The organism is Roseateles sp. L2-2 (genome assembly GCF_050613215.1).
Lineage (GTDB): Bacteria > Pseudomonadota > Gammaproteobacteria > Burkholderiales > Burkholderiaceae_C > Roseateles > Roseateles noduli.
This window is the reverse complement of record NZ_CP192509.1, coordinates 2,185,895-2,210,366: the sequence shown is the minus strand read 5'-3', so window position 1 is coordinate 2,210,366 and position 24,472 is coordinate 2,185,895. Positions and strand designations below refer to the sequence as shown.

25 protein-coding genes are annotated in these 24,472 nt (G+C 67.9%); 8 read left to right on the top strand and 17 right to left on the bottom strand.

What is annotated here, in order from left to right:
* Window positions 1-20 precede the first annotated feature (20 nt).
* Both ACQZ13_RS10025 and ACQZ13_RS10020 read right to left on the bottom strand, forming a co-directional pair.
* Entirely contained in the window at window positions 21-608 is a 588-nt protein-coding gene (locus ACQZ13_RS10025; protein WP_431051493.1) for a DUF308 domain-containing protein, read from the bottom strand.
* Window positions 609-746: 138 nt separating this feature from the next.
* The gene (locus tag ACQZ13_RS10020; RefSeq protein WP_431051491.1) at window positions 747-1,157 is read right to left on the bottom strand and encodes a Fur family transcriptional regulator; all 411 of its coding nucleotides are present in this window, start codon (window positions 1,155-1,157) and stop codon (window positions 747-749) included.
* A gap of 141 nt (window positions 1,158-1,298) precedes the next feature.
* Here ACQZ13_RS10020 and ACQZ13_RS10015 point away from each other — a divergent pair, with 141 nt between their 5' ends.
* The 6 genes from ACQZ13_RS10015 to ACQZ13_RS09990 are packed head-to-tail and all read left to right on the top strand — an operon-like array spanning window position 1,299 to window position 6,406.
* Window positions 1,299-2,531 carry a GTP-binding protein gene (locus ACQZ13_RS10015; RefSeq protein ID WP_431051489.1) on the top strand — a complete coding sequence of 411 codons (1,233 nt, stop codon included), beginning with the start codon at window positions 1,299-1,301 and terminating at the stop codon, window positions 2,529-2,531.
* A gap of 1 nt (window position 2,532) precedes the next feature.
* A complete protein-coding gene (locus tag ACQZ13_RS10010) occupies window positions 2,533-3,084 on the top strand; it encodes a DUF2796 domain-containing protein (RefSeq protein ID WP_431051487.1) in 552 nt (183 codons plus the stop codon).
* Window positions 3,085-3,101: 17 nt separating this feature from the next.
* Complete coding sequence (locus ACQZ13_RS10005; protein ID WP_431051485.1) at window positions 3,102-3,809, top strand: ABC transporter ATP-binding protein; 708 nt, start codon at window positions 3,102-3,104, stop codon at window positions 3,807-3,809.
* Complete coding sequence (locus tag ACQZ13_RS10000; RefSeq protein WP_431051483.1) at window positions 3,806-5,128, top strand: ABC transporter permease; 1,323 nt, start codon at window positions 3,806-3,808, stop codon at window positions 5,126-5,128. The genes ACQZ13_RS10005 and ACQZ13_RS10000 overlap by 4 nt, the downstream gene beginning before the upstream one ends.
* A 1-nt stretch (window position 5,129) precedes the next feature.
* Window positions 5,130-5,768 carry a DUF3299 domain-containing protein gene (locus ACQZ13_RS09995; protein ID WP_431051481.1) on the top strand — a complete coding sequence of 213 codons (639 nt, stop codon included), beginning with the start codon at window positions 5,130-5,132 and terminating at the stop codon, window positions 5,766-5,768.
* 44 nt (window positions 5,769-5,812) lie between these two features.
* Window positions 5,813-6,406, top strand: coding sequence for a DUF3299 domain-containing protein (locus ACQZ13_RS09990; protein WP_431051479.1), 594 nt, complete (start codon window positions 5,813-5,815; stop codon window positions 6,404-6,406).
* Between the two features lie 83 nt (window positions 6,407-6,489).
* Here ACQZ13_RS09990 and dnaB read toward each other — a convergent pair whose 3' ends face one another.
* The 7 genes from dnaB to ppsA form a co-directional block, all read right to left on the bottom strand.
* On the bottom strand, window positions 6,490-7,911 hold the full coding sequence (gene dnaB / locus ACQZ13_RS09985) for a replicative DNA helicase (RefSeq protein WP_067275424.1): 1,422 nt from the start codon (window positions 7,909-7,911) through the stop codon (window positions 6,490-6,492).
* A 196-nt stretch (window positions 7,912-8,107) separates the two neighbouring features.
* Entirely contained in the window at window positions 8,108-8,560 is a 453-nt protein-coding gene (rplI, locus tag ACQZ13_RS09980) for a 50S ribosomal protein L9 (RefSeq protein ID WP_431051477.1), read from the bottom strand.
* A gap of 11 nt (window positions 8,561-8,571) precedes the next feature.
* Window positions 8,572-8,862 (bottom strand): 30S ribosomal protein S18, encoded by a 291-nt coding sequence (gene rpsR / locus ACQZ13_RS09975; protein ID WP_088403615.1) that lies wholly within the window; start codon window positions 8,860-8,862, stop codon window positions 8,572-8,574.
* Between the two features lie 57 nt (window positions 8,863-8,919).
* On the bottom strand, window positions 8,920-9,204 hold the full coding sequence (gene priB / locus ACQZ13_RS09970; RefSeq protein WP_431051474.1) for a primosomal replication protein N: 285 nt from the start codon (window positions 9,202-9,204) through the stop codon (window positions 8,920-8,922).
* 58 nt (window positions 9,205-9,262) lie between these two features.
* Window positions 9,263-9,625 (bottom strand): 30S ribosomal protein S6, encoded by a 363-nt coding sequence (gene rpsF, locus ACQZ13_RS09965; protein WP_088403613.1) that lies wholly within the window; start codon window positions 9,623-9,625, stop codon window positions 9,263-9,265.
* 216 nt (window positions 9,626-9,841) lie between these two features.
* Complete coding sequence (locus ACQZ13_RS09960) at window positions 9,842-11,920, bottom strand: sodium:solute symporter family protein (protein ID WP_431051472.1); 2,079 nt, start codon at window positions 11,918-11,920, stop codon at window positions 9,842-9,844.
* A 241-nt stretch (window positions 11,921-12,161) separates the two neighbouring features.
* Window positions 12,162-14,573 (bottom strand): phosphoenolpyruvate synthase, encoded by a 2,412-nt coding sequence (gene ppsA / locus ACQZ13_RS09955; protein ID WP_431051470.1) that lies wholly within the window; start codon window positions 14,571-14,573, stop codon window positions 12,162-12,164.
* Between the two features lie 331 nt (window positions 14,574-14,904).
* Between ppsA and ppsR the strand changes: the two genes are divergently transcribed.
* A complete protein-coding gene (gene ppsR / locus ACQZ13_RS09950; protein WP_088403610.1) occupies window positions 14,905-15,726 on the top strand; it encodes a posphoenolpyruvate synthetase regulatory kinase/phosphorylase PpsR in 822 nt (273 codons plus the stop codon).
* Between the two features lie 15 nt (window positions 15,727-15,741).
* The gene (locus ACQZ13_RS09945) at window positions 15,742-16,632 is read left to right on the top strand and encodes an EamA family transporter (RefSeq protein WP_431051468.1); all 891 of its coding nucleotides are present in this window, start codon (window positions 15,742-15,744) and stop codon (window positions 16,630-16,632) included.
* A 116-nt stretch (window positions 16,633-16,748) separates the two neighbouring features.
* Here ACQZ13_RS09945 and ACQZ13_RS09940 read toward each other — a convergent pair whose 3' ends face one another.
* From ACQZ13_RS09940 to bamA, 8 genes are read right to left on the bottom strand one after another with little or no spacing between them, the layout of a single operon-like run.
* Window positions 16,749-17,528, bottom strand: a complete 780-nt coding sequence (locus ACQZ13_RS09940; RefSeq protein ID WP_431051466.1) for a TrmH family RNA methyltransferase — start codon at window positions 17,526-17,528, stop codon at window positions 16,749-16,751.
* Window positions 17,525-18,169, bottom strand: a complete 645-nt coding sequence (gene rnhB / locus ACQZ13_RS09935; protein WP_431051464.1) for a ribonuclease HII — start codon at window positions 18,167-18,169, stop codon at window positions 17,525-17,527. The genes ACQZ13_RS09940 and rnhB overlap by 4 nt, the downstream gene beginning before the upstream one ends.
* On the bottom strand, window positions 18,141-19,286 hold the full coding sequence (lpxB, locus tag ACQZ13_RS09930) for a lipid-A-disaccharide synthase (RefSeq protein ID WP_431051462.1): 1,146 nt from the start codon (window positions 19,284-19,286) through the stop codon (window positions 18,141-18,143). The genes rnhB and lpxB overlap by 29 nt, the downstream gene beginning before the upstream one ends.
* Window positions 19,287-19,304: 18 nt before the next feature.
* Window positions 19,305-20,096: an acyl-ACP--UDP-N-acetylglucosamine O-acyltransferase gene (gene lpxA, locus ACQZ13_RS09925; RefSeq protein ID WP_088403605.1), complete on the bottom strand. Its 792-nt coding sequence runs from the start codon at window positions 20,094-20,096 to the stop codon at window positions 19,305-19,307.
* Window positions 20,097-20,118: 22 nt separating this feature from the next.
* Entirely contained in the window at window positions 20,119-20,577 is a 459-nt protein-coding gene (gene fabZ, locus ACQZ13_RS09920) for a 3-hydroxyacyl-ACP dehydratase FabZ (protein WP_431051460.1), read from the bottom strand.
* Window positions 20,574-21,644, bottom strand: coding sequence for a UDP-3-O-(3-hydroxymyristoyl)glucosamine N-acyltransferase (gene lpxD / locus ACQZ13_RS09915; protein ID WP_431051458.1), 1,071 nt, complete (start codon window positions 21,642-21,644; stop codon window positions 20,574-20,576). The genes fabZ and lpxD overlap by 4 nt, the downstream gene beginning before the upstream one ends.
* 16 nt (window positions 21,645-21,660) lie before the next feature.
* Window positions 21,661-22,170 carry an OmpH family outer membrane protein gene (locus tag ACQZ13_RS09910; protein WP_431051456.1) on the bottom strand — a complete coding sequence of 170 codons (510 nt, stop codon included), beginning with the start codon at window positions 22,168-22,170 and terminating at the stop codon, window positions 21,661-21,663.
* Window positions 22,170-24,449: an outer membrane protein assembly factor BamA gene (gene bamA / locus ACQZ13_RS09905; RefSeq protein WP_431053183.1), complete on the bottom strand. Its 2,280-nt coding sequence runs from the start codon at window positions 24,447-24,449 to the stop codon at window positions 22,170-22,172. Before bamA ends, ACQZ13_RS09910 begins: the two co-directional genes overlap by 1 nt.
* Window positions 24,450-24,472 lie beyond the last annotated feature (23 nt).

Below are 24,472 nucleotides of genomic sequence, written 5' to 3'. Positions count from 1 at the left end.
CGTGACCGGCTGTGATCGGATCAGGCAGCCGCCTGTTTCCCCCGGCGCGACAGGCTCACGCTCAGCCAGATGCCGGAGATGAGGAAGTACAGCGCGCCGACGCCCGCATAGCCCGCGACGTTCACGATGGAGGGGACGTCGGCCTTCTGCGCCTGGGCGATGAAGAAGCCGCCGGCCAACGCGGACTGCGCGCCGCTCAGGACCATCACCCACTGCCCGCCCTGCGACTTCCAGCGGCGCAGCGCCGTGCCGAGCTGCATGAGACCCGAGGCGATCGCCCAGGCGCCGAAGACGCCGAGAACGGCATTCATGCTCAGCGTCAGCGCCGCGCACACGGCGACGGTCGTGATGCCGCTCGCCCACACGTTGATGCGCTGCGTGCGGTTGGCTTGCAGGCCGCCGCTGGCGTTCGCATCCACCCAGTTGGCGGCGGCGTCCCAGGCCGGATAGAGCACCAGCAACACGGCGGCAATCGCGGGCGACTTGCTGCCGATCACGACCGCAGCGGCGACCCAGACGATGGAGAACAGCGCGCGGATCAGGGTGTAGCGCCTGAGCCAGAGGTCTTGCTGGAGGTTGGTGGCGACGGATGTGGAGGAGGAGGCCATGATGGATTCAGTTCCGGTCAGTTCGATAGGTTGCAGTCTACCAACTAGTTGATTGAATTCAATCCCGAAACTTAGGATGGCCTGAAGCGGCCGTGCTTTTTGAACGAGGGAAGGCGGGAAGGCGCTTTAGAACGCGCTTCAGGACGCGCTGACGGCGCGCTTGCGCCCTGCCCGCTTCGGCGTCGCGCAGTCGGCGCAGCGTCCGTACAGCGTCAGTTCATGGCGTGCCACGGTGAAGCCTTCCGGCACCAGCTGCGCCATGTCGCCGGGGCAGGCATGCACGTCGAAGACGCGGCCGCAGTCCGTGCATTGGAAGTGGTGGTGGTGGTCGTGATGCGCCGATTCGTAGCGGGGGTTGTCCCCGGGCAGCGACACCGACTGGATCTCGCCCGCCTCCAGCAGCTGCTTGAGGTTGCGGTAGACCGTCGCCAGCGACAGCCCCGGCACCTCGCCCTGCGCGGCGTCCAGCACTTCCTGCGGCGACAGCGGTCGTCCCGCGTCGTCGATGACGGTCCGGATGGCACTGCGCTGTCGGGTCGAACGTTCCATGGGTGTCAAGGCGCGGGCGATCAGGGCACCGCAAAGGCAGGTCGGGTGGGCTCGCGCATTCTGTCATGCTGCTATATTGCGAATGCGTTCGCATTAGCATCAAAGGCAGGCGAACGGAAATTCTTCGCTTCGGAGACGCCCATGCCCATTGCCACCGCTGTCGAGGTCGTCGACGTCATTGACGTCGATGCCGCCTTCGCCGATACCGCCGCCCAAGCCCCTCGCCTGCCCGCCACGGTGCTGTCCGGCTTCCTCGGCGCCGGCAAGACGACGCTGCTCAACCAGGTGTTGCGCCACCGCGGACCGCTGCGTGTGGCGGTGATCGTCAACGACATGAGCGCGCTCAACATCGATGCCGAGCTCGTGCGCGACGGCGCCGAGCGCGCCGGCGTGGGTCTGTCGCGCACCGACGAGGCGATGGTCGAGATGAGCAACGGCTGCATCTGCTGCACGCTGCGCGACGATCTGCTGAAGGAGGTCGGCCGCCTCGCGCGCGAAGGACGCTTCGACTACCTGCTGATCGAATCCACCGGCATCTCGGAGCCGATGCCGATCGCGGCGACCTTCGATTTCGTCGATGAACACGGCCAGGGACTGCGCGACCTGGCGCGCATCGACACGATGGTGACGGTCGTCGACGCGCTCAATCTGCTGAACGACTACGCGAGCGAGGACTTTCTCGCGCAGCGCGACAGCGGCGTCGACGCGCAGGACAGCCGCCGGCTCGTCGAGCTGCTGGTGGAGCAGATCGAATTCGCCAACGTCGTGGTCGTGAGCAAGACGGATCTGGTCGACGCGGCGCGGCTCGCGCAGGTCCACGCCGTGATCCGGGCGCTCAACCCGGCCGCGCGCATCATCGACGCCCGCCACGGCGACGTGCCGATCGGCGACCTGCTCGGCACCGGCCTCTTCCAGATGGAGCAGGCCGAGTCACAACCCCGATGGATCCAGGCCCTGGAAGGGCACGACCATTCCGAAGCCGATGAATACGGCCTCTCCAGCTTCGTCTATCGCGCCGGACGTCCGTTCGATGCCTCGCGACTGCATGCGCTGATCGCGCAGCCCTGGCCCGGGCTGCTGCGCTTCAAGGGCTATGTGTGGCTCGCGAGCCGGCTGGACTGGCTCGCCTGCCTGTCCGGCGCGGGGCGCGGCCATCAGCTCGACCCGGTCGGCCAATGGAGCGTGCCGCTGGGGGAACGCGGCCAGGAATTCGTCCTCATCGGCCAGGACCTCGACATCCCCGCCCTCACCCGCGCGCTCGACGCCTGCCTCACCTCACCCGCCGCGCCGCTCGCCACCTTGCCCATCACCTCGCCCGTGATCGATCCTTGGCCGAGGTGGGACCTCGACTCCCCGCAAGAAGGAATCCACTGAGATGATCCCGAAGAAGAACTCCCGCCGCTCCCACGCCGTCGCGCTGGTGGCCGGCCTGATGATGGTCGGCGCCGCACACGCTCACGGCGACAAGCACGAGCACGGTGTCGTGCACCTGGACGTCGCGATCGAGGGCGACACGTTGGCGATCCAGCTGGAATCGCCGCTGGACAGCGTGCTCGGCTTCGAGCGCCAGCCGCGCACGCCGGCGGAACGCCAGGCCGTCGAGCGGATGCTCGCCACGCTGCGCGGCGGCGCGGTGCTCTTCACGCCGGATGCGCGCGGACAGTGCCGATTCGAAGAGGCCCAGCTCGAATCCGGGCTGATCGCCGGACCGTCCACCGACAACGCCGCGAACAAGTCGGAGCACCTCGACGTCGACGTCAGCTATCGCTTCCGCTGCGCCGCGGCGACCGATCTGAAGGCGCTGTCGCATCAGCTGTTCGCGCTCTTCCCGCGCATCCAGCGCATCGACGCCCAGGTCGCGACGCCGAAGGGGCAATCCCGCCAGGTGCTGCAACGCCCGGCCGCGACGCTGACGCTCGGCGGCTGACGATGACCGTGCCCGCGATGACCGTGCCCGTTCTGGAAGCCCGGGACCTGACCTTCCGCTGGCCGCGCGCCCCGCGGGACTGCCTGGACATCGCTGCGCTGCGCGTCGAGCCCGGCGAGGCCGTCTTCCTGCGCGGACCCAGCGGCTCGGGCAAGAGCACGCTGCTGTCGCTGATCGCGGGCGTGCTCACGCCGCGCGCGGGACGGCTGAAGCTGCTCGGCCATGAGTTGTCGGAGTGCTCCGGCCGCCAGCGCGACCGGCTGCGTGCCGACCATGTCGGCTTCGTCTTCCAGCAGTTCAATCTGCTGCCCTACCGCTCGGCGCTGGATAACGTGCTGCTGAGCTGCGAGTTCTCGCGCCGCCGCGCCACGCGGGCCGGAGAGCCGCGGGAACGCGCGCGGGAGCTGCTCCAGCGCATGGGCCTGGGACCCGAGCTGATCGCGCGGCGTGCGAGCGAACTCTCCGTCGGCCAGCAGCAGCGCGTGGCCGCGGCGCGCGCGCTCATCGGCCACCCGGACCTGGTGATCGCCGACGAGCCGACCTCCGCGCTCGACGACGCGCATCGCGACGCCTTCATGGCCATCCTGCGCGAGGTCTGCGCCGAGTCCGGCAGCGCGCTTCTTTTCGTCAGCCACGACACGCGACTCGCCGCGCGCTTCGCGCGCTGCCTGGACCTGCCGGCGCTGCAGCGCGGCTCGGCGCGCGTCGAGGAAGCCATCGCATGAAAGCGCTCATCCGCCTCGCCGCGCAGAGCGCGTGGAACCGCCGCTTCGTGCTGTCGCTCGTGGTGCTCTCGATCGCGCTGTCGACGCTGCTGCTGCTCGGCATCGCGCGGCTGCGCGACGACGTCCGCAAGAACTTCGCGCAGTCGGTCTCCGGCACCGACCTGATCGTCGGCGCCCGAACGGGCTCGGTCCAGCTGCTGCTGTATTCGGTCTTCCGCATCGGCGGCGCGACCAACAACATCCAGTGGTCCAGCGTGCAGTCGCTGGCCAAGCTGCCCAGCGTGGACTGGGTCGTGCCGATCTCGCTCGGCGACTCGCACCGGGGCTTCCCGGTCGTCGCGACGACGGGCGACTACTTCCGCCGCTTCCGGTACGGGGATGCTCAACCCCTGGCGCTGGCAGAGGGCCGCGCGTTCGACGACGCGCCCGCCGATTCGAAGGGATCGAATGGATCGAAGGACGCGAAGGGATTGCCGCCCGATCTCTTCGGCGTCGTGCTCGGCGCCGACGTCGCGGCTTCGCTGGGCTATCGGATCGGCGACAAGGTCGTCCTCAGCCACGGCGACGGCGCACTCGCCGCCAATGACCATGCGGACAAGCCTTTCCACGTCATCGGCGTGATGCAGCGCACCGGCACGCCGGTGGACCGGTCGCTGCACATCAGCCTCGCGGCGATGGAAGCCATCCACCTCGACTGGGTCGCCGGCGCGCCTATCCCCGGGCAGGCGGTCAGCCTCGATGCCTTGGCCGGGCAAGACCTGACACCGCACCAGGTGACGGCCGCGCTGGTCGGGTTGAAGCGGCGCACGGCGGTGTTCTCGACGCAGCGGCGCATCAACGACTTTCCCGGCGAGCCGCTGATGGCCATCCTGCCCGGCGTCGCGCTGGATGAGCTGTGGGACGTGGTGGCGCTCGGCGAGCGAAGCCTGACGCTGATGAGCGCGATGGTCGCGGCGGTGAGTCTGTGCGGGCTGGTCGCGGTCATCCTCGCCGGCCTCAACGAACGCCGTCGCGAACTCGCGATCCTGCGCGCCGTCGGCGCCAATCCGGCGCGGATCTTCAGCCTGCTGGCGGTCGAGGGCATGCTGGTCACCGTCTGCGGCGTCGTGCTCGGCGCCGCGCTGTGCCTGCTGCTGATCGCCGGGCTGGGGCCCTGGGTGCAATTGCGCTTCGGCATCGGCCTCAGCGCCGGTCTGCCGTCGGCAGCTGAGTGGCAACTGCTGGGCCTCATCACCGCGCTCGGCTGGGCGGCCAGCCTGCTGCCAGGACTTCGTGCCTACGCGCTGTCGCTCAGCGACGGCCTCTCTCCGAAGGTCTGACATGACATCCCTCCCTCTCCCTGCATTCGCCCTGCCTGCTGTCGCCCTGCTGGCGGCGCTCGCGGTCATGCTTCCCGCCTCCTCTGCCGATGCCGCAACGGCGGCACCGGCGGCACCGGCGGCACCGTCCACCTCCACCGCGCCGGCCGCCGCTCAAGCGGCCAGCGCGCCGACGTCCGGCTATCGCGACCTCACCTGGATCCAGCTCGTCCCGCCGGGCTGGGATCCGATGAAGCGTTTCCGCGACGTCGGCATCGGGCGTCTGAGCGACAACAGCCCGCGCACCGCCGCGCTGATGGCGGACTTGCGCGACGAGCTGGACAACGCGCCGCTGGTCGAATCGCTGCAGGACGCGCCGGTGCGCCTGCCCGGCTACGTCGTGCCGCTGCAGACCGATCGCGACGGCGTGCGCGAGTTCCTGCTCGTGCCCTACTTCGGCGCCTGCATCCACATGCCGCCTCCGCCGGCGAACCAGATCATCCTGGTGAAGCTCGCCCAGCCTTCGAAGCAGCTCCGGTCCATGGACACGGTCTGGGCCAGCGGCGTGATGCGCCTGGACCGGCAACCCAGCGACATGGGCGTCAGCGGCTACCGCCTCGACGCGGCGAACGTCGAGCCCTACCGGAACAAGCCGCGTTGATCGCACGGAACATGCGGTCCTGGCTCTCCTTGCGATCCTGGCGCTTGCCGTGGACTTCGGCGGCGCTGCTCGTGGTCGTCGCCATCGGCGTTCCAGCGGGCCTCCTGCTGAACCGCACCGACCCCTCCCAGGCGATCGCCTCGGCGCCGCTCGCGACGGAGCCGCCGACCGACGTGAAGACGATCGCATGGACGGAGCTCATGCCGCCGGGCTGGGATCCGCGACTCAAGGCGGGACAGGCGGGACAGCCGGGCGGGATCGACGTCGCCCAGCTCGACGACAACGATCCCGTCGCGCGGCAGATGCTGAAGGACCTGCGGGACGCCTTCGACAACGCCCCCGTGCGTCCGGAGCTCGACGGCCGCCGCGTGCGCCTGCGCGGCTACGCGGTGCCCGTGGGCGTCGGCTGGGGCGGCACCGACGAGTTCCTGCTGGTGCCCACCTTCGGCGCCTGCATCCACAGCCCGCCGCCACCGCCCAACCAGATCGTCTACGTGAAAACGCCCTCGAAGATCGAGGGCGTTCGCGCCATGTCCATCGTGACGGTCACCGGCACGCTCCAGGTCCATGCGCTCAACTCGGCGCTCGCGACCAGCGGGTATCGGCTCGTGCCGGAGACGGTGCGCGTGGAGCGCTGAGGACGCCGCTCCGAACCGCCGCTCTGAACCGCCGATCCGGCGGCCAATCCGGCGGCTGCTCAGGCATCCGATCCCGCGACCGATCAGTACTCGTCGCCGCCCGGGCTGACGTACCCCGGCGCCAGGTTCTCGAACTTGGTGTTCTGTCTCACGAACGCCAGCTTCACCGTGCCCACCGGGCCGTTCCGCTGCTTGGCGATGATGATCTCCGCGACGCCCGGCTCCTTGCACTCGTCCTTGGTGTAGTACTCGTCGCGGTAGATGAACATGATGATGTCCGCGTCCTGCTCGATGGCGCCCGACTCGCGCAGGTCGGACATCATGGGCCGCTTGTCCGGCCGCGTTTCCACCGAGCGGTTCAGCTGCGACAGCGCGATCACCGGGCAGCGCAGCTCCTTGGCCAGGGCCTTCAGGCCCCGCGAGATTTCGCCGACCACCGTCGCGCGGTTCTCCTCGCTGCCGCCGCCGTTGCCGCTCATCAGCTGCAGGTAGTCGATGATGATCAGGCCGATCTGGCCCGAGATGCGCGCCTGGCGCCGGGCTCTGGAGCGCACTTCGCTGGGCGACAGGCCCGGGCTCTCGTCGATGTAGATCGGCGCGTTGCCGAGCTTGTCGACGGCCTCGGCCAGCCGGCCCCATTCGTCGTCCTTCAGGCGGCCGGTGCGCAGGTTGCTCTGGTCGATGCGGCCGATGGAGCCCACCATCCGCAGTGCCAGCTGCGCCGCGCCCATTTCCATCGAGTAGATGATGACCGGCAGGCCTTCGTTGATCGCCACGGCCTCGCCGATGTTGATCGCGAACGCGGTCTTGCCCATCGAGGGGCGCGCCGCCAGCACGATCAGGTCGCCGCGCTGCAGGCCCGCCGTCATGCGGTCCAGGTCGAAGAAGCCGGTGCGCACGCCGGTGACGTCCTCGGCGCCCTGCTCCGCGAGCTCGTTGACGCGGTCCATCAGCTCGACCATCAACCGGTCCATGCTCTGGAACCCGGTGCCGCCCCGCGAGCCTTCCTCGTTGATGCGGAAGATCTTGCCTTCGGCCTCGTCCAGGATCTCGTTGACCGCGCGGCCCGCCGGATTCAGCGCGGCGGTCGCGATCTCGTCGGAGGTCGCCACCAGCTTGCGCAGGATCGCGCGCTCCCGGACGATCTCGGCGTAACGACGCAGGTTGGCCGCGCTCGGCACGCCCTGCGCCAACGCGTTCAGGTAGGCCAGTCCGCCGCACTCCTCGGCCTTGCCGAGCGAGGTCAGCTCCTCGAACACCGTCACCACGTCCGCCGGCTTGCCGCCGTTGATCAGCTTGCCGATCGCGGCGTAGACCTGCTTGTGCTCGTAGCGGTAGAAATCGGAGTCGCTGAGCGTGTCCGCCGCCTTGTCCCAGGCGGTGTTGTCGATCAGCAGGCCGCCGAGCACGCTCTGCTCGGCTTCCACCGAGTTGGGCGGCACGCGCAATCGCGCGATCTCGCTGTCGCTGGCACTGGATCCGGGCGTGGTGAAGATCGCGGACATTGTGGACAAGCCTGTGGATGAGCTCTTGATAGCTTGTGGAGCGAGCGGGATAACTCAAGCCCCGGAAAAGCAGAAAGCCGACCGCTTTGCAGCTGTCGGCTTTCTTGTTCTGCCTTGATCATGTCAGGCCCGGGGGCCTGGCGGGGTCAGGGCATGTCCGGAGGGCGCGCGAAGCGCCCAGCCGGACGTTCGAGTCTTACTCGATCTCGGCGACGACCTTCACGGTCACTTCCACCACCACGTCGGTGTGCGGAGCGACGTTGATCGGGAACTCGCCGACGGTCTTCAGCGGACCGTTGGGCAGACGCACTTGCGACTTGACGATGGCCGTACCGGCCTTGGTCAGCGCTTCAGCGATGTCGGCGTTGGTCACGGAACCGAACAGACGACCGTCGACGCCGGCCTTCTGCGAGATCGTCACGGTGTTGCCGTTGATCTTCTCGCCCAGGGCTTGCGCGGCGGCCAGCTTCTCGGCGGCGACCTTTTCGAGTTCGGCGCGCTTGGCTTCGAACTCCTTGATCGCGGCTTCCGTGGCGCGGCGCGCCTGGCGGGTCGGGATCAGGAAGTTGCGGGCATAGCCGTCCTTGACCTTGACGACGTCGCCGAGGTTACCCAGGTTGGCCACTTTTTCCAGCAGGATGACTTGCATGGGTGGACTCCTTAGACCTTGTGCTGGTCGCTGTACGGCAGCAGGGCCAGGAAGCGGGCGCGCTTGATGCACACCGACAGCTGACGCTGGAAGAAGGCGCGCGTGCCGGTCAGGCGGGCGGGCACGATCTTGCCGTTTTCACCGATGAAGTCGCGCAGGACGTCGACGTCCTTGTAGTCGATCTGCTCAACACCGGCGACGGTGAAGCGGCAGAAACGCTTGCGGCGGAACAGCAGCGATTGTTGATTGCGCTTGGGCTTGCGGTCCTTCGAGAACCGACCTTTACCACGTGGCGGGGGCATAGTGAACTCCTGCTATCTATCCAGATTTAAACGATCTGCGCGACCTGTCCGTCCCGTTCAGTCCGCGAAGCCGGTGATGTGAAACACCGTGCCTCGCCCCTGTCGCTGTGCCGAGAGAAATCCGGTGAACACCGTCTTCTCCGTCAGGCTCAACGCCTGGATCCGCTTCACGATGTCTCCGAGCGCCACGGCCTTGATCTCCATCGCGACTTTGCGCGGGGAGCCGGCTTCGTCGACCATGGACTCATGCTTGAGCATCAAGTCCAGGGCGGGGAGCCCGGCGGGGGTGTATCGGATCGCCGCGGTTTCGAGGATCTGCGCCTGCAGGACCAGTCGGTTCATGCGTGCGCGGCTCTCGGCGGATCAGGATTCGGGAACGTCAGCGGTCGCGCTTGTCAGCTCAGGCGGTCGCTTCTTGCGGGGCCTTGCGGGCTTCTTCGCGCTCGACAGCCTTCATCATCACCGACGGGTTCGTCTCGGCCTTGTCCTTGACGACGGTCAGGTGACGCAGCACGGCGTCGTTGAAGCGGAAACCGGTCTCGATTTCAGCCAGGATGTCCTTGCTGCACTCGATGTTCAGGCACAGGTAATGCGCCTTGGCCAGCTTCTGGATCTGATAGGCCAGCTGACGGCGGCCCCAGTCTTCCACGCGATGCACCTTGCCACCACCGTTGGTGACCAGGCCCTTGTAGCGCTCCAGCATCGCCGGAACTTGTTCGCTTTGATCCGGATGGATCAGCAGAACGATTTCATAATGACGCATACGAACTCCTTATGGATTTCGACGACCTCCGGCGCGGTGTCCGAGGCATGCCGTTGAAGGCAGCTGCCGGAACCGGCCCTTGGCCTGAAAGCCGGACCCCAGCGTCTACTCGTGGGCCCGGCAAGGGGAATCGCGGATTCTAGACGATTTCTCGCCGACCCGTCCACTTCCTGAACGGACCGTGTCCAGGACCGCCCGGTTCAGGACACCAGGGCGTCAGGGCGTGGCGCCGGTGACCCGGGCCTGCAGCGCGCGGGCCGTCGGCGACGGCGGCGGCGTCAGCAGGCTCACGACGACGAGTGCGGCAATGCCGGCCGGCAGTCCGTAGAGCGCCGCCGCCATGGGCTGGATGCCCCACCACAGCTGCGGGTCGCCGCCAATGCCCAGCGCCTGGCGCAGGCCCGCATGCGCGGTCACCATGTAGTAGAGCGTCATGCCCAGTCCGGCGAGCATGCCGGCGGCGGCGCCCTGCTTGTTGGCGCGCTTCCAGAAGATGCCCGCGACCAGCGCCGGCACCAGCGTGGAGCCCGACAGCGAGAACGCCGCCGACACCAGCAGCAGGATGTCGGCCGGTTTCTGCGCGGCGACGGCCGCGGCGGTGAGCGCGGTCGCCAGCAGCAGCGCCTTGGAGATGGTCACCCGCTGCGTCATCGAGGCCCGCGGGTTCATGACGCGGTAGTAGACGTCGTGCGAGAGCGCGCTGGAGATCGTCAGCAGTAGCCCGTCGGCCGTGGACAGCGCCGCGGCGAGCGCGCCGGCCGCCACCATCGCGGAGAGCACATACGGCAGGCCGGCGAGCTCGGGGGTCATCAGCATGACGATGTCGCCGCCCAGTCGCAGCTCGCCGAGCTGGAGGATGCCGTCGTGGTTGATGTCCTGGATGTTCAGCAGACTCGGATCGACGCGCATCCACTGCTTCATCCATCCGGGCAGCTCCGCGATCGGCGAGCCGACCAGGTGATGCAGCACCTCGTGCTTGAGCATCACCGCCAGCGCGGGCGCGAACAGGTAGAGCAGCGCGATGAAGAACAGGGTCCACGCGACCGAGGTGCGCGCCTCGGCAACCGTGGGCACGGTGTAGTAGCGGGTCAGGATGTGCGGCAGGCCGGCGGTGCCCACCATGAGCACCAGCACGAGGGCCAGGAAGTTGCGCCGCGCCAGCGTGTAGGCCTCCTGCTCGGCGGGCGTGCCGTCGGGATCGCCCGCGAAGGGTTGCGCATGCAGCGGCATGCCGGCGAGCGGCTCGGCACGCTGTCGATTGGCGGTGACGGCGCGTTGCCACAGATCGCGCGCCTCCGCCTCGGTGCGGGGCAGCGCGGCGCGGACCTTCTCCGCCGCCTGGATCTGCGCGAGCGGCGCCTCCTCGAACTTCAACCGGGCGATGACCTGCGAGACGCGCTGGCGCTCGGCATCGAGCGAATGCGGCAGTTCCGCCACGAGCTGCTCGAAGTCCTTGGCGCGCTGCTCGTAGAGGCCGCGGACCTGCAGCTCCTTCGGATCCTGCAGCAACTGCTGCTCGCGGACGGAGATCTCGCGGACCTCGTTGCCGGCGGTGAACTGAGGCAGCGGGAAGCCCGTCTGCGTGGTCGACAGCCACATCACCGGCACCACATAGGCCACGATCATGATGATGTACTGCGCGACCTGGGTCCACGTGACCGCCCGCATACCGCCCAGGAAGGAACACACCAGCACGCCGCCGAGTCCGACGAACAGGCCGATCTCGAAGGTCAGGCCGGTGAGCCGCGTCGTGATGAGGCCGATGGCGTAGATCTGCGCCACGAGGTAGATGAAGGACACCAGCACCGCAGCCGCGGCCCCCATCACGCGCAGGCCGCGACTCTCGAATCTGGCGCCGAGGAAATCCGGCACCGTGAAGCCGCCGAAGCGACGCAGATACGGCGCGAGCAGCAGCGCCACCAGGCAGAAGCCACCCGTCCATCCGAGCACGAACGCCAACCCGCCGTAACCCGCCAGATACAGGCTGCCCGCCATGCCGAGGAAACTCGCGGCGCTCATCCAGTCGGCGCCCGCCGCCATGCCGTTGTAGAACGCCGGGACTCGGCGACCCGCCACGTAGTACTCGACCGGGTCGGTCGTGCGGCTGAACACGCCGATGCCGGCGTAGATCAGCACCGTCAGCAAGAGGAACGAGAACCCCAGCCACTGCTTGGGCATGCCCATCCGCTCCAACACGCCCAGCACACCCACCAGCAGCACGAAGCCGATCGTGTAAGCACCGTAGATGCGATGAAGCCGGCGGCGGAACGCGGCGTCTGGCGGAGGAGTCGACATGGGGGCGGATCATCGCCCCCTTGCGGTGCGGGCGCATCCACAACTTCCCCCGGGGGAAATCGGCGACCGCCCACCTGCTCAGGGCCGGGCGTTGGCCGCCATGGCGTGGGGCCCCCGCGGCAAGCGCGGAAACCCCACGCCATGCCGTCCCCAACCACTACCGTCCTTTCACGCTTTTGCTACCGAGGACTGCAATGAGAAACGGCCCCGAAGGGCCGTTGATGTGGTGCAGTGCGAGGGTTTAGCGCTTCGCGAGACGCTGCCAGGTCTCGATCACCGAGTCCGGGTTCAGCGACAAGGAGGCAATGCCTTCCGCAGCCAGCCACTCGGCAAAGTCCGGATGATCGCTGGGGCCCTGGCCGCAGATGCCGATGTACTTGCCCGTGGCGCGGCACGCCGCAATGGCGCGCGAGATCATCGCCTTGACCGCCGGATCACGTTCGTCGAAGTCGCCCGACAGGAGCTCCAGGCCCGAGTCGCGATCCAGACCCAGCGTCAGCTGCGTCAGGTCGTTGGAACCGATCGACATGCCGTCGAAATGCTCCAGGAACTGCTCGGCCAGGATGGCGTTGCTCGGAACCTCGCACATCATGATGACGCGCAGACCGTCCTGGCCGCCGTTGGCCGCACGCTTGAGGCCACGCTCGGCCAGCATCGCGACGACCTTCTCCGCCTGCTTCACGGTCCGCACGAAGGGCACCATGATCTCGACGTTGGTCAGGCCCATGTCGTTGCGCACGCGCTTGAGCGCCTCGCACTCCATCGCGAACGCGTCCTGGAACTCGCCCGAGATGTAGCGCGACGCCCCGCGGAAGCCCAGCATCGGGTTCTCTTCGTCCGGCTCATAACGCGAGCCGCCGATGAGCTTGCGGTACTCGTTGCTCTTGAAGTCGGACAGACGCACGATGACCGGCTGCGGCCAGAAGGCCGCGGCGATGGTGGCAATGCCCTCGGCCAGCTTGTCGACGTAGAAGGCGCGCGGCGAGGCATGGCCGCGGGCCACCGACTCGACCGCCTTCTTCAGGTCGTTGTCGATGTTCGGATAGTCCAGGATCGCCTTCGGGTGGACGCCGATGTTGTTGTTGATGATGAATTCGAGCCGCGCCAGGCCGACGCCGCTGTTGGGCATCTGCGAGAAGTTGAAGGCCAGCTGCGGGTTGCCGACGTTCATCATGATCTTCACCGGGCTGTAAGGCATCTCGCCGCGGTGGACTTCGCTGACTTCGGTCTCGAGCAGGCCGTCGTAGATGAAGCCGGTGTCGCCCTCGGAGCAGACCACCGTCACCAGTTGACCGTCCTTGAGCTTGTCGGTGGCGTCGCCGCAGCCGACCACCGCCGGGATGCCGAGTTCACGCGCGATGATGGCCGCGTGGCAGGTGCGGCCGCCGCGGTTGGTCACGATGGCGCTGGCGCGCTTCATGACCGGCTCCCAGTTCGGGTCGGTCATGTCGGTGACGAGCACGTCGCCGGGCTGGACGCGTTCCATCTCGGCGACGCTGTCGACCAAGCGCACCGGGCCCGTGCCGATCTTCTGGCCGATCGCGCGGCCCTCGGCCAGCACGGTGCCGGAACCCTTGAGCTTGAAGCGCTGTTCGACCTGGCCCTCGGCCTGGCTCTTCACCGTCTCGGGACGCGCCTGCAGGATGTAGAGCTGACCGTCGTTGCCGTCCTTGCCCCACTCGATGTCCATCGGGCGGCCGTAATGCTGCTCGATGATCACCGCGTACTTCGCCAGCTGGACGACGTCTTCGTCGGTCAGCGAGTAGCGGTTGCGCTGCTCGACCTCGACGTCGACGGTCTTGACCAGCTTGCCACTCGCCGCCTTCTCTTCGGGCGTCGAGAAGGTCATCTGGATCAGCTTCGAACCCAGGTTGCGGCGGATCAGCGCGAACTTGCCGCGCTGCAGCGCCGGCTTGTGGACGTAGAACTCGTCGGGGTTGACGGCGCCCTGCACCACCGTCTCGCCCAGGCCGTAGCTGGAGGTGATGAAGACGACGTCCTTGAAGCCGGACTCGGTGTCGATGGTGAACATGACGCCGGCGGCGCCGAGGTCGGAACGCACCATGCGCTGCACGCCCGCCGACAGCGCGACGTCGCTGTGCGCGAAGCCCTTGTGGACGCGGTAGCTGATCGCGCGGTCGTTGTAGAGCGACGCGAAGACTTCCTTCATCTTGTGCAGCACGTCCTCGATGCCGACGACGTTCAGGAAGGTCTCCTGCTGGCCGGCGAAGGAGGCGTCGGGCAGGTCTTCCGCCGTGGCGGAGGAACGCACGGCGAAGGAGGCGTCCGGGTTGCCTTCGGTCAGGCGCGCGAATTCGGCGCGGATCGCCGCTTCCAGGTCGGCCGGGAACGGCTGCGCTTCCAGCCAGCCGCGGATCTCGGCGCCGGCCGCGGCCAGGGCGCGGACGTCGTCGGTGTTGAGGTCGGCCAGGCGCTTCTGGATGCGGACATCCAGGCCTTCATGCTTGAGGAAGTCGCGGAAGGCGTGTGCCGTGGTGGCGAAGCCGCCGGGCACGCGCACGCCGGTTTCGGCCAGCTGCGAGATCATTTCGCCGAGCGAGGCGTTCTTGCCGCCCACCGACTCGACGTCGGTCATCCTCAGTTTCTCGAAGGGTACGACCAGGGCGGTCGCCTCGAAGCGTGCATCAGACATGGGAAAACTCCGTGATGTTGAGAAACCGGGGCTCCCCGCGCACTCCCGAGCAGGCCGATCCGGTCGGCGGCTTCGAGGGAGACAGGCATGACGCGGCGCACGACAGGTCTTGTCGATTCTTGTGGGCGGCGCGAGGCGGCGTTCATGCGGCGTGATGCGATGGGCAGGGGCAAGTTGCGGACGATTCTAGTGGGTCGTCGATCTATGATGTAAGCCCCCGTTCGGGGCCGGGCCGAGGCGAAACAACGGCCGAACTTCCCGCTTCGGCATGCGGCATGCCCGGTCCGGCGAAGGCTCCCGGTTCCCCGCCGGCACGATTCAAAGGCACGCAATGACCCAGCACACCGTCTACTTCGTCTCGGATGGCACCGGCATCACCGCCGAAACCTTCGGTAACTCCATCCTGGCGCAGTTCTCGGTGAAGGCGCGTCACGTGCGCCGCCCCTTCATCGACAGCGGCGAGAAGGCCCAGCAGCTGGTCCAGGAGATCAACGAGACCGGCGAACGCGAAGGCGTGCGCCCCATCGTGTTCGCGACCCTGGTGAACCGCGAGGTGCTCAACGTCGTGCGCCAGGAGTGTCGCGGCCTCGTGATGGACATGTTCGGGACCTTCATCGCGCCGCTGGAGGACGAGTTCCGGATCAAGTCCAGCCACCGGGTCGGCCGCTTTTCGGACGTCGCCAAGAGCCAGGAGTACCACGACCGGATCGAGGCGATCAATTTCTCGCTGGCGCACGACGACGGACAGTCGGCGCGCAACCTGGATTCGGCCGACGTGATCCTGGTGGGGGTCAGCCGTTGCGGCAAGACGCCGACCTCGCTGTACCTGGCGATGCAGCACGGCATCAAGGCCGCCAACTACCCGCTGATCCCCGAGGACTTCGACCGCGGCCACCTGCCCTCGCTGCTGATCCCGCACAAGAAGAAGTGCTTCGGCCTGACGATCGATCCGGAGCGCCTGGCGCAGGTCCGCAACGAGCGCCGTCCCGGCAGCAAGTACGCCGACCTGATGAACTGCCATTACGAGGTCCGCGAGGCCGAGACGATGATGAAGAAGGCTGGCATCAACTGGCTGTCGTCGACGCACAAGTCGATCGAGGAAATCGCGACCACCATCCTTCGCGACATCCGTCCTGACCGCCTGATGTACTGAGGCCGTCCGCGACCGATGCCGGCGAGCGCGCTCGCCCTGGTCGTCGCGGCCGCGCTGATCCACGCGCTGTGGAACTTCGCGGCCAAGAAGGCGCAGGGCAACCATCACTTCTCCTGCATGACCGCGCTGGGCATCAGCCTGCTGTGGCTGCCCGTGGCGCTCATCGCCGGCTTCGACGAGCTGCCCGACTGGGGATGGCAGGCCTGGACCGCCGTGATCGCCAGCGCGATCGTCCACCTGGCCTACTTCAACGCCCTGCTCGCCGGCTACCGCGCCGCAGACATGACGGTGGTCTACCCCGTCGCGCGCGGCAGCGGACCGCTGCTGTCCTCGCTGATCGCGGTGGCCCTGCTGGGCGAGCACCTCGGCCTGGGCGGCGCTCTGGGCCTTGCGGGTGTCGTCGGTGGGATCCTGCTGATGGCGGCGGGACCGACCTTCTTCGCCAAGGGTGCGCGCCACGATCCCGAGGTGCATCGCAAGCGCAAGCTCGGCATCGCCTGGGGCGCGCTCACCGGCGCCACGATCGCGACCTACAGCGTGATCGACGGTTATGCGGTGAAGGTGCTGGCGCTGTCGCCGATCCTCTACGAATACCTGTGCAACGCGCTGCGCCTGCCGGTGATCCTGCCGGCGGTGCTGCGCGATCGAGCCGGGTTCATGCCCGCGCTGCGCCGCCAGTGGAAGCATGCGCTTGTGATCAGTGTCGGCGCACCGACCGCCTACATCCTGGTGCTGTACGCGATGAAGCTGGCGCCGCTGTCGCGCGTCGCGCCGGCGCGTGAGCTGTCGATGCTGTTCGCCGCGTTGATCGGCGGACAGTTGCTGGGTGAAGGCGAGCGCGGATGGCGGATCGCGGGCGCGGTGTTCATTGCGCTGGGCGTCGCGGCCCTCGCGATGGCGCGCTGACCAAGATTACCGCCTCGTCCGAGCGGGGCGCGGGAAGGCCGGCAATCTAGGCGCAAAGCACAGCCGTAGCGGCGCTACGGCGAGCATTTGCAACGACGAGTGCCGGCCTTCCCGCGTCACGAGCGGGCGAGGCGGCGTCGAGCGGACTCATAGAGGCAGATCGACGCCGCGCTCGCCACGTTCAGCGACTCCTCGCCGCCCGGCTGCGGAATGCCGACGCGCAGCGCGCAGCGCTGCATCAGCGCCTCGGCGACGCCCTGCCCTTCGTGGCCCATGACCCAGGCGCAGGGGTTCGGGAGATCGGCTTCGTGCAGCAGCGCGTCGGCGTGCGAGCTCGTCGCCAACAGCGGGACCTTCAGCGCGTCGAGGTCCTCGACGCTCAGGCCTTCCACCAGGTTCAGTCCGAAGTGCGCGCCCATGCCGGCGCGCAGCACCTTCGGCGACCACAGCGCCGCCGTGCCCTTCAAGGCCAGCACCTGACGGAAGCCCAGCGCGCCGGCGCTGCGCAGGATCGTGCCGACGTTGCCCGCATCCTGCAGGCGGTCCAGCACGATGGAATCGGCCTTCGCCTCGATGCGCGGCTGAGCCGGCAGCGGCAGCTCGAAACCGATCTGCGCCGGCGACTCCAGGCCCGAGACCGTCTTGAACAGCTCCGGCGACACGACGAGCACCTTGGGCGCGACATCGGCCAGCGCGTGCAAGGCCTCGTTGGCCGCGGCGACATCCGTGATCAGCGCCAGCGTGGGTTTCACCCCGCGCTGCACCGCCGCGCGCGCGAGGTGATCGCCCTCCAGCCAGACGCCGCCCAGCTTGCGATAGGCGCCGCCGTCCTGCGCCAGCTTGCGCAGGCGCTGCAGGTTGGGGTTGTCACGCGCGGTGATGGACTGCCAGCTCATGCGATGCGTTGTTCACAAATTTCCAGCGTGCGCACCGGCGCGAAGCTCTGCCGGTGCCACACGGTCGCGCCGTGCACGCGCAGCGCGTCCAGGTGCTCCTTCGTGCCGTAGCCCTTGTGGCTGTCGAAGCCGTATTCCGGATGCTGCTCGTGCATCTGCAGGCAGAAGCGGTCGCGGTGCACCTTGGCCAGGATGGACGCGGCCGAGATCGCCGGCACCAGCGCATCGCCCTTGACGATGGCCTCCGCCGGAATGCGCAGCACCGGCAGCCGGTTGCCGTCGACCTGCACGTGCGCGGGCTTGAGCCGCAGGCCCTCGACCGCGCGGCGCATGGCCAGCATCGTCGCCTGCAGGATGTTGATGCGGTCGATCTCCTCGACCGTGGCCTCCGCGATGCAGAAGCACAGCGCCTTGGCGCGGATCTCGTCGAACAGCTGCTCGCGCTTCTTCTCGCTGAGCACCTTGGAATCGTTCAGCCCCTTGATCGGGTTCTGGTCGTCGAGGATCACCGCCGCGGCGACCACCGGCCCCGCGAGCGGACCTCGACCCGCTTCGTCCACGCCGCACAGCAGGCCCTCGCGGACCCATTCGAGGCCCAGTTGCGTCGGAGGCTCAAGCGCCGAGGATTTTCGCGATCGCATCGCCGGCCCTTTGCGCGGTGTTGCAGCGCAGCTGTTGGTGGATCTCCAGGAAGCGCTCGCGCAAGCGCTCCCGACGCGGGGCGTCGTCCAGCCAGGCCAGGCCCTCGCGGGCGATGCGCTCGCCGGTGCACTCGTCTTGCAGGCACTCGGGCACCAGCGTCTCGCGCGCGAGCACGTTCGGCAGCCCCACCCACGGCAGCAGGGCCTTGCCCTTCATGCGCCACGCGTTGAACCAGTGCAGCTTGTAGGCGATCACCATCGGCCGCTTCAGCAGGGCCGCTTCCAGCGTCGCGGTGCCGCTGGCGACCAGCGTCAGGTCGCAGGCAGCCAGCACGTCCTGCGCGCGGCCGTCGAGCAGCGTCATCGGCAGACCCTGGCCGTGCTGCGCCATCAGCGCCTCGACCATGGGCCGCAGCCCCGGCGCGATCGGGATGACGAAGCGCAGCGAAGGCCGCGCCTGGTGCATGCGTCGGGCCGCGTCCAGCAGCGGCGCGCCGATGTAGTCCAGCTCGCTGCGGCGACTGCCGGGGAGGATCGCGATAATCGTGTCGTCCTCCGCAAAGCCGAGGTCGCGGCGCGCTTCCTCGCGCGGCGGCTCGAACGGGATCTGGTCCGCCAGCGGATGGCCGACGTAGGTCGAGGGGATGCCGGCCTTTTCCAGGATCGCGGGCTCGAACGGGAACAGGCACAGCACGTGGTCGGCGCTGCGCTTGATCGTCTGCACGCGTTCCGCGCGCCAGGCCCAGATCGACGGGCAGACGAAATGGACCGTCTTGATGCCGGCCTCGCGCAGGCGCTGCTCCAGACCGAAGTTGAAGTCGGGCGCGTCGACGCCGACGAAGACGGACGGCCGCTCGGCGATCAGGCGGTCGCCGAGCTGGCGCCGGATCGCGAGCAGCTCGCGGATGTTCTTGATGGCGTCCCAGTAGCCGAAGATCGACAGCTTGTGGCTGGGCCACCAGGCGTCGAAGCCCTGCGCCTGCATCTTCGGGCCGCCGATGCCGGCCGAGCTCAGCTCAGGCCAGCGCGCCTTCAGGCCCTGCAGCAGCAGGCTGGCGAGCAGATCTCCGGAGGCCTCGCCGGCCACCAGGCCCAGTCGAGGATCCGTGGAACTCATGTCGGTCGTCCTGGGTGGTCAGCGGACCAGGCCGCGCTTGGCGCCTGCCAGGAAATCCAGCATCAGCTGGATGTCGCGGATCGACTCGGCGTCCTGACCCTGCTTGAGCGCCTCGATGTTGGCCACGGACTGCTCCAGCGTCGTGCCGTCGCGGAACAGCAGCTTGTGGAGCTGGCGGATCACGCCGATGCGGTCGTTGCTGAAGCCGCGGCGGCGCAGGCCGGTCAGGTTGACCGCGCGCACGCCCAGCGGGTTGCCGTCGACAGTCATGTAGGGCGCGACGTCCTGCGCCACATGGCCCTGGAAACCGATCATCGCGTGCGCGCCGACGTGCACGAACTGATGGACGCCCGTCAGGCCGCCTATCGTCGCCCAGTCGCCGACATGCACGTGGCCAGCCAGCGTCGCGTTGTTGGCCAGCACGCAGTGGTCGCCGACGATCACGTCATGCGCCAGATGCACGTAGGCCATGATCCAGTTGTCGGAACCGACGCGCGTGACGCCCTGCTCCTTGAACGTGCCGGTGTTGAAGGTGCAGAACTCGCGGATCGTGTTGCGATCGCCGATGACCAGCTCCGTCACCTCGCCGCCGTGGCTCATGTCCTGCGGCATCGCGCCGATGGACGCGAACTGGAAGATGACGTTGTCGCGACCGATCGTGGTCTTGCCTTCGACGACCGTGTGCGGTCCGATCCTCGTGCCGGCGCCGATGCGCACCTCGGGGCCGATCACCGCGTAGGGGCCGACCTGGACGGTGTCGTCGAGCTGCGCCTTCGGGTCGACGATCGCGGTGGGATGAATCTGGGCCATGCGGGACTCGGGTCGTCGGCGCTCAGCAGTCGAGCTTGCGCATCGTGCACATCAGGCCGGCTTCGGCCACGACGTCGGTGCCGACCAGCGCCTTGGCGCCGAACTTGTAGATGCCGGCCTTGGCGCGGTCCAGCGTGACCTCGAGGATCAGTTGGTCGCCCGGTTCGACCGGGCGCTTGAAGCGCGCGCCGTCGATGCCGGCGAAGTACACGACGTGGTTCTCGTCCAGCGTGAAGTCGTAGCTCTCGACCGCCAGCAGCGTCGCGGCCTGCGCCAGCGCTTCCAGGATCAGCACGCCCGGCATCACCGGACGGTGGGGGAAGTGGCCCTGGAAGAAGGGCTCGTTGATGCTGACGTTCTTGATCGCGCGGATGCGCACGCCCTTCTCCACCTCCAGGACGCGGTCGACCAGCAGGATGGGATAGCGGTGCGGCAGCTTCTCGAGGATGCCGTGGATGTCGATGCGGGTCGTCTCAGTCATGTCGTCTTCTTTTCCAGGGCACGCACGCGCTGGCGCAGCTCATAGAGCCCGCGCAGGGCGGCGGCGTTCTTCTGCCACGATGCGGCGTCCTCGAAGGGCCACATGCCGGCGTAGGCGCCGGGCTTGTCGATGCTGTTGCTGATGTTGGCCGTCGGCCCGATCTGCACGCCGTCGGTGATGCGGATGTGGCCGTTGATGCGCGCCGCGCCGGCCACGATGCAGTTGGCGCCGATCTCGGCGCTGCCGGCGATGGCCGTGGCGCCGGCGATCGCCGTGCCCTTGCCGATCTTGACGTTGTGCGCGATCTGGACCAGGTTGTCGATGATCACGCCGTCGGCGATCACCGTGTCGCCCAGCGCGCCGCGGTCCACGCAGGTGTTGGCGCCGATCTCGACGCCGTCGCCGATGCGCACCGCGCCGAGCTGCTCGATCTTGACCCACTCGACGCCGGGCGTGCCGTCGGCGCGCTTGGTCGGGGCGAAACCGAAACCGTCCGCGCCGATGACGACGCCGCTGTGCAGCATCGAACGCTCGCCGATCACGCAGTCATGGCCGAACACCACATGCGGCGCCAGCCGCGTGTGCGCACCCACGCGCGCGTCCTGTTCGACGATGGTGTGCGCGCCGATGCGCACGCCGTCGCCCAGCACCACGCCGGATTCGATCACCGCATGCGGGCCGACTTCCACGCCTTCGCCGATCACCGCGTCCGCCGCGACGGTCGCGGTCGGATGGATGGCCGGCGTGGCGCGCGGCTTGCGCATGTTCGCGGCCCACCACTGGGTCAGCCGGGCGAAGTAGAGGTAGGGATCCGGCGCCACGATGCAGCACGCGGTCGTTCCCGCACCGCGGCGGGCCGTGGCGGCCTCCGCCAGCTTGGGCGACACGATCACGCAGGCGGCCTGCGTCGTCGCGAGCTGCGCCTCGTACTTCGGGTTGGAAAGGAAGGAGATCGCGTCCGCGCCGGCGTCCTCCAGCGGGGCGATCGCGCGGATCGCCGTCTCGGACGCACCAACAAGATCGCCGCCCAAGGCGGCGATCAGATCGGAGACCAGAACCTGCTTCACGGTCACTGCGGGTCTCTCACTTCTGATTGTTGAGCGCGTCTATCACCTTCTTCGTGATGTCCACGCGGGGGCTGGCATGAATCGCGTCCTGAACGATCAGATCGTACTTCTCCTGCTCGAAGATCTGCTTGATGACCTTGTTGGCCCGCTCGATCACGGCGGAGAGCTCTTCATTCTTGCGCTGCGCGACGTCCTCGTTGAACTCGCGGCGCTTGCGCTGCAGGTCGCGGTCCTGCTCGATCAGCTCACGCTGACGGCGGCTGCGCTCGACCTCGCTCAAGGCGGGGCTGTCCTTGTCGAGCTTCTCGGCCGCACCGCGCAGCTTGGTCTCCTGGTCGACCAGCGCCTTCTCGCGACGGCTGAACTCGGCCTGCAGCTTCGTTTCCGCCGCCTTGGCCAGATTGGTCTCGCGCAGGATCCGCTCGCTGTTGACGTAGCCGATCTTGACTTCCTGGGCTTGCGCGCCCAGGCTCGCCACGCCCGCCAGAAGGACGGTCGCGACGATCTGCGACAGCTTGCTCTTCATCAGAATGATGTCCCGATCTGGAATTGGAATCGCTCAATTCTATCCGTGGGCTTCTTGCGGATCGGCGAGCCGTAGCTGAGCCGCAGCGGACCCATCGGCGACAGCCAGCTCACGCCCGCGCCCGCCGAGGCGCGCACTTCGCTGAAACTGAGCTTCTCGTCCTGGCCCCACACGTTGCCCGCGTCCACGAACGCGAACAGGCGGAAGCTCTTGTCGTTGCCCGACCCCGGCACCGGCACGTAGAACTCGGTGTTCAGGTTGAACTTGCGGTTGCCGCCGGTGTACGAGCCGGTGACGTCGACCGGACCCAGCGTGCCGGGTTCGAACACCCGCACCGAGCCCAGGCCGCCGCCGTAGAAGTTCTTGAAGATCGGATACGGCCGGCCGCCCAGGCCCTTGCCGTAGGCGAACTCGCCGTTGATCATCAGCGAGAACTTGCGACCCAGCGGGAAGAACTCCATGTACTGCACGTTGGCGATCGTGTAGCGCGAGTCGCCGAAGGGGCTCAGTTCCAGGTTGACCCGCTTCATCGCGCCGGCGGTCGGCGTGATCACGGAGTCGCGGTTGTCCTTCTTCCAGCCGATGGTCAGCGGGATGGACACCGCCGAAGCGCCGAACTGGTTGCGGAACAGCCAGTAGCTGTTGGGCAGGCCGGTCTGCGTGGTGATGCGGGTGGTTTCGTAGCCGACGCCGAAGAAGACGGTGTCGTCCTCGGAGAACGGCACGCCGAACTTGACCGAGCCGCCGTACGAGGCGAACTCGTATTCCTCGCCCAGGTTGTTGATCGGCTTGACGGTCCGGTAGAACACGTCGATCGCGCGGGACACGCCGTCGACGGTGAAGTACGGGTCCACGGTCGTCACGCCCAGCGCGCGGCCGGTGCTGGCGGTGTTCACCTGGATGCCCAGGTAGTTGCCGGAACCGAACACGTTCTCCTGCGAGATCGAGCCCGACAGCGACAGCTTGCTGGCGCTGGAATAACCGGCGCCGATCTGGATGTTGCCGGTGGGACGCTCGGTCACGGTCAGGGTCACGTCGACCTGGTCGGGCGAGCCCGGGACCTCGTTCGTGTCGATCGTGACGTCCTTGAAGTAGCCCAGGCGCTCGACGCGGTCGCGCGAGGCCTTGATGCGGGCGCCGTCGTACCAGGACGATTCGAACTGGCGGAACTCGCGGCGGATCACTTCGTCCCGCGTGCGGGTGTTGCCCGAGATCAGCACGCGGCGCACATAGACGCGGCGCTGCGGCTCGCCGACCAGCGTCACCGTCACCTGGCCCGTTGCACGGTCGATCTCCGGGCGGCTCTCGACGCGCGCGAAGGCGTAGCCGAAGGTGCCGTAGAGGTCCTGGAAGTTGCGCGTGGTCTGCGCCACCGCCTCGCCGTTGTACGGCTGGCCGGGCTTGAGCGCGATCAGGCGCTTGAACTCCTCGTCGCGGCCCATGAAGTCGCCTTCGAGCTTCACGCCGTTGACCGTGTACGGCTGGCCTTCGTTGACCGTGATCGCGATGCTGATGCTCTGCTTGTCCGGCGAGATCGTGACCTGCGTCGACTCGACGTTGAACTCGAGGTAGCCGCGGTTCAGGTAGTACGAGCGGATCGTTTCCAGGTCCGCGTTCAGCTTGGCGCGGGAATAGCGGTCGGTCTTGGTGTACCAGGTCAGCCAGCCCGAGGTGGTCTGCTCCAGCAGCCCCGTCAGCGTGCCTTCGCTGAAGACCTTGTTGCCCAGGATGCGGATCTCCGCGATCTTGGCGGGCTCGCCTTCCGTCACCGAGAAGCTGACGTTGACGCGGTTGCGCTCGATCGGGGTGATGGTGGTCGTGACCTCGGCGCCGTACAGCGAACGGGTCAGGTATTGCCGCTTCAGTTCCTGCTCGGCGCGGTCGGCCAGGGCCTTGTCGAAAGGCTTGCCTTCACCGATGCCGACGTCCTTCAGCGACTTGGTCAGCGCCTCCGTGTCGAACTCCTTGAGGCCGACGAAACCGACGTTGGCAATGATCGGACGTTCCTCGATCACGATGACGACGGCATCGGTGTCGAGGTTGATGCGCACGTCCTTGAACAGGCCGGTCGCGAACAGCGCGCGCAGCGCGGCGGCGCCCTTCTCGTCGTTGTAGGTGTCGCCGATGCGGAACGGCAGTGCCGCGAACACCGTGCCCGGGTCGGTCCGTTGCAGGCCCTCGACGCGGATGTCCTTCAGGACGAACGGTTCGGCCGCCCAGGCGGAACCGGCTTGCAGCGCGGTGGCCAGCACCGCCAGTTGGATCACGTGGGGGCGCAAGGCGTCGGGCAGGAATCGGGGCA